Below are 11,621 nucleotides of genomic sequence, written 5' to 3'. Positions count from 1 at the left end.
TTATGCCAGGGTAGCAATTATCTTTGAACCATAACTGCAATCTTAATTCCCGGACGCGGACATTTTTTCAAGTGAAAGGTTGCTTTCTTCTGTTTTGCAACTGATATTAAAAACATTCAAATCAGAAAGGGGAATATATGTCGCCCCCTCTTCAATTTTCAGCGGGTCCAAGCCTGTTGTCTCCTTTCCATTGACAACTGCCTGCCCGTTCTCCGCGCTGAAAAGCGCGTTAGAGCCGTACCCCGTTATTCTAACACTATTACTTGAAGATTGCCAGTCAACCTTGTATCCCAACGCCTCAAAAGAAAATCTAAGCGGCAGGTAAGTAACGCCATTTTTTTGCATGACCGTTTGTTCGATTTTTACTGGTATCCCGTTAACTTGCGCCTCTGACTTTTCTATATCAAATTCTACCACATTCTTTTCAGATGGCTTCAAAAATCTCTGCGCCGCAATCAACTGCAGACCAGGTGTAAGCACTTGATAATCCGGGTTTAAGCCGATCCCGTTGACAACCCTGTCTTTTGGAGTTAAATACTTGGCAATGGTCAGTTTTAAGGCCCCGCCTGATTTAAGCGGGATAATGGTCTGGACAGTACCCTTCCCGTAAGTTGTACCGCCGATCAGAGTCGCCGCATGATAGTCCTGAAGCGCGCCAGCCAATATTTCCGAAGCGCTCGCGCTATTACGGTCAATTAATACCACCGTACGTATTCCCAAGCCGATAGCAGCGCCTTTAGTATGATATTCCTGACGTTCCCCGTTCTTGTCAACGGTACTTGTCACCAACTGGCCCGACTCAACAAAATCACTGGCGATACGCACCGCTTCCCCCAAAATGCCGCCCGGATTATCCCTGACGTCCAGAATCAGAGCGGTCACACCCTGTTGCTTCAATTTTGTCAAAGCTTTATCGAATTCGTCGGCGGTATTTACACCGAATTTGTTAAGACCTATATAACCGGTACCGTCATCAAGAACTTTCCAGATTACCGTCGGCGTGTCGATACTCATGCGGACCAGTTCCAGTTCAAAGTCACCGGCACCGCTCCTTCTGACGGTTAGTCTGACCTTTGTCCCTTTCGGCCCGCGGATTTTTTGCACAATCATTCCCAAGGGTTCATCAATTACATCAGTTCCATCCACTTTTATGATCTGATCGTTTACTTTAATTCCAGCCTCTTCAGCGGGAGTATTTTCAATAACCCCGATCACTTCAGGAAAATGCTCACCTGGCTGTAATTGCATACCAACACCAACGTATTCGCTTTCCAGTGAACCCTGAAATTCTTTTAATTGCTCCGGAGATAAATATACAGTATACGGATCGTTCAAAGTATTAATCATACCGTCAATAGCACCCTGGATCAGGGTATCCGAGTTTGGATTGCTAATGTGTTGGCTTTGGATATTATTCAGTATCTCCTCAAAAGTTTCTGTCCCGATGGCCGTGTTTTCGCCCGCGAGTACAGGTCCGGCAAAACAAAAAATAACAAATAACACAAAAGTAAAAACAAGAGATAATTTACGCAATACGCTCACCTCAATTATTTGATATGGGTTTTATTCGCCCTTGCCGGCTAAAGTCCTGCAAATTTTTGGTCAGATCAACCTGCCCCTGACATTTATTCAGATCTGTTTATCACAACAGTATATTTTAGAGCAGGTATTTTGAGTTCATGCGGTGAAATACTATGGGAGTATATTCAAGGCAGGTGCGATTCACATGTCTCTTGAAACCATTATGCTTATTGACGGCAACAGTCTGGTGCACCGGGCTTTTCACGCGATACCGCCGCTTTCCACAAGCACAGGTTTACCTACCAATGCCGTTTACGGCTTTACCAGTATGTTGTTAAAACTCCTGGCCAAAGAACAGCCGGGCAGAATTGCAGTGGCCTTCGATATCGGTAAAAAAACTTTCCGCCACAACGATTACGACCAGTATAAGGCGCATCGCAACCCCACGCCGGACGATTTACGGCGCCAGTTTCCAATTGTGAAAGAAATACTCCGGGCCATGCGGATTATGATTTTCGAAAGCGAAGGCTACGAAGCCGACGACCTGATTGGCACACTTTCCGCGAAGGCTGAAGATGCCGGTCTGAATACACTGATCGTCACCGGTGACCGCGATGTCCTGCAGCTTGTCTCGCCATTAACGAGGGTTATGTTGACAAAAAAAGGAATCAGCGAAATTGATCAGTATGACGAGGGAAAAGTCTGGGACAAGTATGGAATTACCCCGCGGCAACTCATAGACCTGAAAGGAATGACCGGCGACCCTTCAGACAACGTGCCCGGCATTGCAGGAATTGGAGAAAAAACCGCCATCAGGCTTCTTAGAGAATACGGCAGCTTGGCGGAAATACTTGCCCACGTCGACGAACTCACCGGCCGGGCCGGTCAGCTATTCAAAAAATCCGGCCAACAAGCAGAGTTTTCAAGACAGCTTGTTACCATCTGCCGTGATGTGCCAGTGGAAATCGACATGGAACAATGCCGCTGGACCGGACCTGATTATCAAGAACTCCTGGAACTATTAAAAAAACTTGAATTCAACACATTGATTAAATCAATTTATTTTAAAGACATGGACGGCAAGGGCGATAATGCGCCAAGAAGCAAGAACCGTTCAATACAAAATGCGGTTCAAGCGCTCCAGCAATCAAATCTGGAAACATATTCTGTCGCGCACCAAAGTCTGGACAACCCGGACAAACTTAATACCTTCTTAAAAAATGTCAGGACCTCCGGGCGGGTGTCGCTGGAACTTGCCGGCAATCCAAACTCCGGCGTCACCGCAGCCGGCTTTGCAATTGACGGAGATACGGCTTACTACCTGAACATGTCTGGACAAGACGGTTTTCCCGGAAAAGCGCTTGAGGTCCTTAGAACCGTTTGTGAAGATTCAACTATAAAAAAATACTGCCACAACGGAAAAGACATCATTAAAATTCTGCACAAACACGATATTAAATTAACAAACTTGGCTTTCGACACCATGATCGCCTCCTATTTGCTTAATCCTGCCACCCCAAACCGGGAACTGGAGGACGTTTCCTTAGAGTATCTTAACGTAATCCTCCCCGGAGGCGATGAAGCGCTGCCAGCCCGGGCTGATTGCGTCAACCGGTTAGCCGGGCTTTTAGACGGCAAGCTAAAGCTGCAGGAACAAGACAGACTCTTTTACGATGTGGAATTACCGCTCATTGAGGTGCTCGGGGAAATGGAAATCAACGGCGTGGCCGTCGATAAAATTCAACTTGAATCCATGTCCAAAGCCCTGGGGGACCTGATCGAAGAATTAGCAGGTGATATTTATAAGCTTGCCGGTTGCAAGTTCAACATTAATTCTTCCAAGCAGCTTGGCAAAATATTGTTTGATGATCTAAAGTTACCGGTAATTAAAAAAACAAAGACCGGCTATTCTACTGACGCGGGGGTATTAGAAGAACTGGCGGCCGCCCACAGTTTGGTCGCGAAAGTACTGGAGTACCGCCAGTTGATGAAACTTAAATCCACTTATACCGACGGACTTGCCGCTCTGATAAATCCTGAAACCGGACGGTTGCATACATCTTTTCACCAAACAGTAACCGCCACCGGAAGACTTTCGAGTTCGGAGCCCAATCTCCAAAACATACCGATCCGTCTCGAGCAAGGAAGATTAATAAGAAAAGTATTCATTCCCTGCCGGGCGGGGAATTTATTGCTCACGGCGGACTACTCCCAGATCGAGCTGCGCATCCTCGCCCATATAAGCGGCGACCCGGTACTGATTGAGGCGTTCAAAAACGGGGAAGATATACATACACGCACAGCGGCGGAGATATTCGTTATTTCACCTGAAGAAGTGACACGCGAAACGCGCAGAAGAGCAAAGGCGATAAATTTCGGGATTGTTTACGGGTTAAGTGACTTCGGGCTGGCCAGGGACATTAAAGTAGGACGTCAGGAAGCAAGGCAATACATCGAAAACTATTTTTCCCGGTATGCCGGGGTCAAATGCTATATTGACAGGGTTATCAAAGAAGCGCGTGAAACCGGGTTTGTAACCACACTTTTAAACAGGCGCCGTTACCTTCCGGATTTGTTCAGCCCCAACAAGATTATACGCAATGCCGGTGAGCGCACCGCGATAAACACGCCGATCCAGGGCAGCGCGGCGGATATCATCAAGCTTGCCATGATTAATATACATCGGGAAATAGCTGAACACAGACTTAAAGCAAAAATGATCCTTCAGGTACACGATGAGTTGATTTTCGATACACCAGGCGAGGAAGTCGGGCAGCTTAAGCAATTAGTCAAAAGGTGCATGGAAAATGCTGTTATACTTGATGTGCCACTTGATGTTGTGATAAAAGTCGGGCCAAACTGGTATGATGTAAAATGAAGGGATGAATAAAATGCCGGAATTGCCTGAAGTAGAAACTGTTATGCGAACACTCCAGCCCAAGTTGATCGGGTTGAAAATTATTGCAGCGCAGATATTGCTTCCTAAAATCATCCGGACGCCGGACATTGATGAATTCAAGGAAAAGATTACCGGTAGAAAGATATTGAAGATAAACAGGCGCGGTAAATATTTACTGTTTATCTTGAATGACGGGTTAAATTTACTGTTCCACTTACGTATGACCGGCAACCTGGTGTATTGTCAGCAAGACGAGCCGCTGTCCAAGTACACTCACTTAGTTCTGGCACTCGACAACAGCTGTCACCTGCGTTTTGCCGACATGCGGCAATTTGGCCGGATCTGGTTAGTACCTGCCTCTTCCATGAATAGCCTTTCCGGGTTCAAAGACCTGGGAGTAGAACCTTTGGGCGCGGTTTTCACCACAAGTTACTTGAAAAAAGAACTGAAACGGCGACATGTTCGCATTAAACCGCTTCTGCTCGATCAAACCTTTATCGCGGGTCTGGGCAACATCTATACCGATGAAGCGCTGCACCGGGCTAAAATAAACCCGGAACGCCTGGCAACAACCCTCAATCCGCGGGAAATAACACGACTCCATCATGCCATTCGTGATGTTCTTCAGGAGGGAATAGAAAACAGGGGGACAACGGTGCGGGATTTCATCGACGGAAATGGACGGCCCGGTAATTACCAAGAGCTTTTACGGGTTTACAACAGGGAAGGCAAACCTTGCCGCCGCTGCGGCCAAAACATATTGCGAAAAAAAATAGGCGGGCGCAGTTCATACTACTGCCCGGCCTGCCAGAAGATTTAGCATGACTAACGCGCAGATAACGAAAATCATATTGTTGGAGGGTATCGATATTGTTAGTTATTGGTCTCACCGGGAATATTGGCAGTGGCAAGAGCACCGTTAGCCGTTACCTCGAAAGTCTGGGCTCTGTAGTAATTGACGCCGATCAAGTCGCGCGGGAAATTGTTCAGCCCGGAACCCCGGCTCTCGCGGAAATTGTCAAGGTTTTTGGTCCCGGTGTCTTAAATAGTGACGGCACCCTTGACCGTAAAAAAACGAGCTCGATTGTATTTACCGACCCGGACGCCCTGGCCAAGTTAAATGCGATCACCCATCCACGAATAGTGGAAGCGATAGAAAGTGAAAAGATTAAATTTAATAATCTTCCCGATTCCCGTGACAGATTGCTGGTCATTGACGCTCCACTTTTGATTGAAGTCGGGTTGCATAAAAGTGTGGACGAGATATGGGTAGTGAAAGTAGACGCTCAGAAACAGGTTGAACGGCTTATTGAGCGGGACGGCCTGAGCGATGAGGAAGCGCGAAAGCGCGTGGCGGCTCAAATGCCCCAAGTGGAAAAGTTGAAATATGCCCGGCGGGTCATTGACAACAACGGTTCGCCCGAAGAGACCAAGAGACAGATAGATCAACACCTGGCTGATTTAAAAAATGAACATGTTCAAGAAGCAGATCAAATATAACATATTATAAGCAGTTAATTCATGTTTCTCGCGGAGTGATAATTTTGGCCGCTGCCTTTCGCAAAAGGTTGAACAGAGGGAGGATTAAGCGCAGAGTATTTTTCCTCCTGTTAGTATTGTTAATATTATTTAATTCCGGTAATATCGCGAGGTTTTTCTACCCTTTCCCCTACCGGGATACGATATTTTTCTACGCGAATAAATATCACGTCGACCCATTTCTTCTAGTGGCGATAATGAAAACAGAAAGTAATTTTAACAGCCGGGCCGTCTCTGACCGGGGAGCCCGCGGTTTGATGCAGATCATGCCGGAGACCGGCCAGTGGATCGCCCGCCAGATAGGCGAACCGGCAATTAGTATGGAAAAGTTATTAGATCCGGAAACCAGCATAAAGCTGGGGGCATGGTATATCGCAGACCTAGGGAAAGAATTTAACGGCGACATCGTACTTGTTCTGGCTGCTTACAACGGCGGGCTGGGTAACGTCAAAGACTGGCTTGACCGGAAGAATCTCAGCGGGGGTGAAGAAAAAATAGATGAAATACCATTTCCAGAAACGCGCCTTTATGTGCGAAAAGTATTATTGCATCAACATATATACCACTATCTTTATTAAAACATACCTTTCAGCGCTTTTCCATTCAAGTAATCAAACTTTTTACCCTGGTAAATATTTTCCCCTTCCATGTAGTCTTCTATCTTTTTTTTAACCAACCACCAGCTAACCCCCCAGTTGCAAAACAGCAAGTTATCCTTTGGCCCTTTACCGACCAAGCGCTGAATTACTATTCCCGGATCAAGATACTCTAAAAAGCATGCTACTCTTTCGATATATTCCTGCATAGAAATAATTTCAAACCGGCCTTTTTGATACATGTCGCCGAGAGGAGTACCCCCGACAACATAAAGGGAATGCAGTTTGGCATAGTCTACCCGTAAAGCTGAAAGGACCTTGGCGTTTTCTACAGCGTCCTGATAATTGTCCCCGGGCAAATTAAGAATTAAGTGGGCGCAGACGTCAAAATCCCTGGCCTTAATCCGGTTAACCGCATCAATAAACTCGGCCAGGGTGTGCCCCCGGTTAACCCGTACCAAGGTATGATAATTAACGGTTTGCAGGCCAAGTTCAATGCTTATGTCTATCTTATGATCATTTCTTACTTCCTGCAAAAAATCCAGGTAGCAATCATTAACACAATCCGGCCTGGTTGAAATAGATATCGCGACTAAATCATCTTCAGTTACCGTTTCCAGAATATTATCCCGAAAAAGCTCAAAAGGCTGATAAGTATTGGTAAAAGCCTGGAAGTACGCAATAAACTTCTCAGCTTTAAAACGTTTGCTGAAATATTCCTTATTCTCTTTTAGCTGAAGTTTAACTGAAAGCATATTAGACAGACAATCAAAACCGGAGCCCTGCTCATCGCAAAAAATACATCCGCCTTCGCCAACCTTGCCGTCTCTATTCGGACACGTACCCGGCAGGTTAATAGGCAGTTTATATACTTTTTTCCCGTATTTTTTAACCAGATGCTCGGAGTACCGGTTGTAAAGGGCTGCGTTCATAGTTCACATTCCCCTGTTTTTTTCATAACCATTCTATCACAGCATGTTTTGCAGATAAAATTAATATTTAATAAGGGTAGAGCAACCTTAGTTCTTGCAATGAATTGCCTTACAGGTTATGATTATTTAAATATATAATTAGCAAGTGAACAAAATGGTAAAGGGGAAATCCTAAGAGTTGATTAATAAAAATCAATCTGAGAATATGCTTGCCAGGACTGCCGTCAGTCTTCGATTAACCTGGCATTATCTGTTGCTTCTTGCTGCGCTGTTCGCATACCTGTACCGTAATATCCCAATACTTTCTCCTATTCCTGCCTTGATGTTTCTTTTTGTGCTATTTTTCTTCCGTAATCCCAAAAGAAACATACCGGAAGACGGGAACTTGATTCTCTCACCGGCGGACGGCAGAATCATTGAGATAGAAGAAGCCTTTGAAGACAAATATATTATGGATAAAACTATCCGGGTCGCTATATTTCTATCTATTTTTAATGTGCATATCAACCGGTCACCATTGCAGGGGGAAGTGAAATTCAGACATTATCGTCCGGGAAAGTTTATACCGGCCTTTAAAAGCCATGCTTCGGAGATCAATGAAAAAAATTTTATCGGTATTGAAAGCAATGGCTTCAAAATAATGGTTTGCCAAATCACTGGATTTATCGCTCGCAGAATAAAATGCTGGGTTAATGAAGGCAATATTTTATCTGCAGGTGATATTATCGGTATTATTAAATTTGGTTCCGGCAATGAATTATTCCTCCCACCCGGCACTAAAATATTGGTAAAAAAGGGTGAACATGTCAAAGCCGGAGAAACTGTGATAGGGATATTGCCTGACGAGAAAACACGAACATCTGAATGACGCATTTAATCTTTAAAAGAAAAGACAGGGGTGTACATGTGAGCAGGATTGCAATAGTACCCAATATATGTACCGCAGCCAATCTACTGCTAGGCGTCGTAGCCCTGGCTAATACACTGAGCCATAACTACACAATGAGCATCATCTTGATTATTTTGGCAGCTTTGATGGATCGTTTCGATGGAATGCTGGCTCGCCGTTATAATGCAGCATCGGCGTTTGGCAAAGAATTTGATTCTTTGGCTGATATGGTTTCTTTCGGTATAGCGCCGGCCGCCTTGATGTACAGCTCCGTGGCGGGTAATTGGAGCTTGGCGGGATTGGTATGTTTCTGTATTTTTACACTTTGCGGAGGCTTACGTCTGGCCCGGTATAACGTGTCATGCACTCCCTCTTACTTTCAGGGTATCCCCATCACTGTTTGTGGAACCGCCCTGGCTATAATTGTTTTACTTATACCTAGCCATATAGTATTATTAGTTGCCAGTTTTATTCTTGCGCTGGCTATGATCAGTACACTACGCATACCCAAAATTTAGAAGAAAGCTTTGAAACAAAGCTACTCATTGAGCAAAGCTTCAATATTATTTTTTACCAAACCTGAGGTAATATTAAAAAAATCATTTAAGTCTAAGATCACACTTTCCGCAGCATCATTAATTAACTTTGTAACCATTTTCACATCTATCTCCACATGGTGTCTAAACTGCATCTGTATATAGTATTTTTTAGCCAGCGATTCAGCGGTAGCCCTTTCTATTTCAACAAATCCGGCAAACCGTTCAACCCGCCGCGCAAAGTTAAGACTGCTCTTTTTCCATAGTTCACGAAGTATTTCATCTACTTTATTGATCAGACATCTATTATAAAGCGCAGTTTTAATTCTTTCACTATAATAATCAGTTGAACTGATAATAGTTTCCACGCCCATTTCAATAATATTATGAGCTTTCCACCATCCCATTTCCACGGGTATATTGCAAGCTTCCACTGTTCTTGCTATAAAAGGTCTTGCTTTTTCAAAACAATAACCTCTTTCGTAATCCAGGTATTTCTCATCCCCGTAATAATCCAAGCCCTTTGGATTAAACCCGTGAGTAGAGACTGCCTTGCCGAAATCCAGTATTAAGCTATCCTTTCCGGCAAAATTATATATCTCCACACCTTTGCTGTGAGCTTCATTATGGTTAAAATCCTTCCCGATAAGCATATCCGGTAAAATACTTCCCAACGTAACAATATCACCCTGTTTTCCCAGTACAGTTTCAGCAAAGTATACATGAGTTTGAGGGTACAACAGATTTTCCTCCATGTATTTTTATTAGTTCTAAAGAAACAAACGGTCAACATGCTAGTTAGTAAAGTTAGTCTATCTCAAATCTTTTCTGATTACAATAGGTTTTATATTCATTCTACAAAGACTGTCTTTAATCACCTCAAAATCCGTGATACTAACAATCTACAATACTAACCACACACTAACCACTTGCTTTCAAAATGTCTGTCTGTTATAATATCATGTGCAAGGGCCACTTGCGTTCACATGTCGGAGTGGCGGAACTGGCAGACGCGCACGTTTGAGGGGCGTGTGGGCAACCGTACGGGTTCAAGTCCCGTCTCCGACACCAAATACTACAAAAGCCGTGGGCAGTAATCCACGGCTTTTTTTGGTTTTTCAAAACGCTTGCGGCTGCCACCTCTATTTTTTGCGTTTCCCCCATCCTTGTTGTTGTCCCCTAATTTGCCCGGTACTTATCAACAGCTTTGACAAAGGTTTCTTTCCCTCGAAGATAATAAATTGCCCAATCTGTATCCAACAAGAACTTTGCCATTACCAACCGACCTCTACTCTTCTGGGGTTGTATTGGCGACTCTCGTAGATATCCTCAATCAATTTCTCTGCGTCTATGTCATTCCACTTGCCAGCCGCCTGTTTTGATGCCTCAATATCTGATGTGCTAAAATCTTCGGCCTCTAGGGTAATACGCAGCTTGTATCGATCAGCCGGTGAAAGCTTCTTTATTTCCTCTATTAAACGTTCAATAGCCATTGTTATCACCCCGTTACAAGTAACTTGACTTTATTTCTTACCTCAACTATATCACAAAAAGGGTATTTTTTGATCATCTTATAAACTTAATCCACACATTTATGAAGTGCCGGCCCAGCACAATCAAGATTACAAAAAAGGATTCTTAATGCTTCTGACGAATAATAAATCAGACGCGCACATCCTATCCGCGCACATGCCTTCTAAAAAATTCGCGTGTAATTTTTGAGCAAGATGTACGCACTAACAGCGACAAAAGCGCGCTATCAAAATCGCCGCAAGCCTTGGGGTACAAGGGTTACAAACTTTTTGGCGCAACGGTTTTTTACCCCGCACGTTTGAGGGGCGTGTGGGCAACCGTACGGGTTCAAGTCCCGTCTCCGACACCAAGAAAAAAAGAGCTGGCCTTTGATAATTAGGTCAGCTCTTTTTTTTATGTTGAAAAACATGTCGATGCAATTTAAGATTAAGGATAGTTCAGCAGGTAGATATGTTTCAATGTACCGCACGCGAGGAGACAGTGGTTCTCCCCAAAAGGCAAAAATTAGGAGTGTATTCATTTATGATTATTGAAAAGATGAAAAAAGTATCACCATCTATCGATGAATGGCTCAAAGAAGCAAAAGCGGATCCAATGGCTTTACAGGAAGGGATGTTTTTAGTCCATAATGGCGTTGTGCGTCAGACGCCCAAAGCCAAGGTCCGCCAAGGGCTTAATGATGGTTCGTTGGTAAAAGGAATGGAATTTGCTTATGATGCAATGAAAGTTGATGCGGCGATTGCGGAAACTTATAAAATGGATGGTATCTTCTATGTTAAAGTTTGGCTTAATGAAGGCCGGCTTGAAGTTGGTGATGACATAATGTATGTAATGATAGGCGGCGATATTAGACCACATGTTGTAGATGCCCTGCAATTCCTGGTTGAAAAAATCAAAACCGAATGTGTTACGGAAATTGAGCAAAAATTATAATTGACATTAGGTTGTCTAGGCAGACATAGAAATTGCTTGTCAAAACGTTTCAAAATGGACACCTCCACTGGTTTTATTGTATCAGCCATTTGCCGTGTCCATCAAACTGGGGTATGATCTCATCTTTGACAGTTACAAACTATAAAAAGGCTTGAAAACCCTGTATTTGCAAGGAGTTCAAGCCTTTTTTGTTATTCTTAAAAAGTGAGTAATGTTATTATTTTTTAACCCTGCTTAAAATTT

11 protein-coding genes and 1 tRNA gene are annotated in these 11,621 nt (G+C 43.9%); 8 read left to right on the top strand and 4 right to left on the bottom strand.

Annotated features, from left to right (window positions below; translation table 11 throughout):
• Positions 1–42 precede the first annotated feature (42 nt).
• On the bottom strand, positions 43–1,533 hold the full coding sequence (locus tag L7E55_RS09455) for a S41 family peptidase (RefSeq protein ID WP_277443912.1): 1,491 nt from the start codon (positions 1,531–1,533) through the stop codon (positions 43–45).
• Positions 1,534–1,726: 193 nt separating this feature from the next.
• Here L7E55_RS09455 and polA point away from each other — a divergent pair, with 193 nt between their 5' ends.
• From polA to L7E55_RS09435, 4 genes are read left to right on the top strand one after another with little or no spacing between them, the layout of a single operon-like run.
• The gene (gene polA / locus L7E55_RS09450; protein ID WP_277443911.1) at positions 1,727–4,399 is read left to right on the top strand and encodes a DNA polymerase I; all 2,673 of its coding nucleotides are present in this window, start codon (positions 1,727–1,729) and stop codon (positions 4,397–4,399) included.
• A gap of 13 nt (positions 4,400–4,412) precedes the next feature.
• On the top strand, positions 4,413–5,240 hold the full coding sequence (gene mutM / locus L7E55_RS09445) for a DNA-formamidopyrimidine glycosylase (protein ID WP_277443910.1): 828 nt from the start codon (positions 4,413–4,415) through the stop codon (positions 5,238–5,240).
• Between the two features lie 50 nt (positions 5,241–5,290).
• Entirely contained in the window at positions 5,291–5,920 is a 630-nt protein-coding gene (gene coaE / locus L7E55_RS09440) for a dephospho-CoA kinase (RefSeq protein WP_277443908.1), read from the top strand.
• A gap of 35 nt (positions 5,921–5,955) precedes the next feature.
• The gene (locus L7E55_RS09435) at positions 5,956–6,537 is read left to right on the top strand and encodes a lytic transglycosylase domain-containing protein (protein WP_338091203.1); all 582 of its coding nucleotides are present in this window, start codon (positions 5,956–5,958) and stop codon (positions 6,535–6,537) included.
• Here the strand turns inward: L7E55_RS09435 and mnmL are convergent.
• Entirely contained in the window at positions 6,534–7,487 is a 954-nt protein-coding gene (mnmL, locus tag L7E55_RS09430; protein WP_277443906.1) for a tRNA modification radical SAM protein MnmL/YtqA, read from the bottom strand. The two genes, L7E55_RS09435 and mnmL, sit on opposite strands and share 4 nt — an antisense overlap.
• A 178-nt stretch (positions 7,488–7,665) precedes the next feature.
• Between mnmL and L7E55_RS09425 the strand changes: the two genes are divergently transcribed.
• Both L7E55_RS09425 and pssA read left to right on the top strand, forming a co-directional pair.
• Positions 7,666–8,355, top strand: a complete 690-nt coding sequence (locus L7E55_RS09425; protein ID WP_277443905.1) for a phosphatidylserine decarboxylase family protein — start codon at positions 7,666–7,668, stop codon at positions 8,353–8,355.
• A gap of 38 nt (positions 8,356–8,393) precedes the next feature.
• Entirely contained in the window at positions 8,394–8,894 is a 501-nt protein-coding gene (gene pssA / locus L7E55_RS09420; RefSeq protein WP_277443904.1) for a CDP-diacylglycerol--serine O-phosphatidyltransferase, read from the top strand.
• 20 nt (positions 8,895–8,914) lie between these two features.
• On the opposite strand, the gene L7E55_RS09415 is transcribed toward pssA, so the two are convergent.
• Positions 8,915–9,652 carry a hypothetical protein gene (locus L7E55_RS09415; protein ID WP_277443903.1) on the bottom strand — a complete coding sequence of 246 codons (738 nt, stop codon included), beginning with the start codon at positions 9,650–9,652 and terminating at the stop codon, positions 8,915–8,917.
• Positions 9,653–9,900: 248 nt separating this feature from the next.
• Here L7E55_RS09415 and L7E55_RS09410 point away from each other — a divergent pair.
• A tRNA-Leu gene (locus tag L7E55_RS09410) sits at positions 9,901–9,983 on the top strand.
• A gap of 203 nt (positions 9,984–10,186) precedes the next feature.
• Here L7E55_RS09410 and L7E55_RS09405 read toward each other — a convergent pair.
• Positions 10,187–10,405: a hypothetical protein gene (locus L7E55_RS09405; RefSeq protein ID WP_277443902.1), complete on the bottom strand. Its 219-nt coding sequence runs from the start codon at positions 10,403–10,405 to the stop codon at positions 10,187–10,189.
• 562 nt (positions 10,406–10,967) lie between these two features.
• Here L7E55_RS09405 and L7E55_RS09400 point away from each other — a divergent pair.
• Complete coding sequence (locus L7E55_RS09400) at positions 10,968–11,378, top strand: molybdenum cofactor biosynthesis protein MoaE (protein WP_277443900.1); 411 nt, start codon at positions 10,968–10,970, stop codon at positions 11,376–11,378.
• Positions 11,379–11,621 lie beyond the last annotated feature (243 nt).

This window comes from Pelotomaculum isophthalicicum JI (genome assembly GCF_029478095.1).
Lineage (GTDB): Bacteria > Bacillota > Desulfotomaculia > Desulfotomaculales > Pelotomaculaceae > Pelotomaculum_D > Pelotomaculum_D isophthalicicum.
Note: the sequence above shows the minus strand (reverse complement) of the source record. Positions and strands in the feature narration are given on the sequence as shown.

Coding starts and splice junctions, on each gene's coding strand:
- mutM (WP_277443910.1), top strand. CDS start 4,413: ATGCCGGAATTGCCTGAAGTAGAAACTGTTATGCGAACACTCCAGCCC.
- L7E55_RS09400 (WP_277443900.1), top strand. CDS start 10,968: ATGATTATTGAAAAGATGAAAAAAGTATCACCATCTATCGATGAATGG.
- mnmL (WP_277443906.1), bottom strand. CDS start 7,487: ATGAACGCAGCCCTTTACAACCGGTACTCCGAGCATCTGGTTAAAAAA.
- L7E55_RS09405 (WP_277443902.1), bottom strand. CDS start 10,405: ATGGCTATTGAACGTTTAATAGAGGAAATAAAGAAGCTTTCACCGGCT.
- polA (WP_277443911.1), top strand. CDS start 1,727: ATGTCTCTTGAAACCATTATGCTTATTGACGGCAACAGTCTGGTGCAC.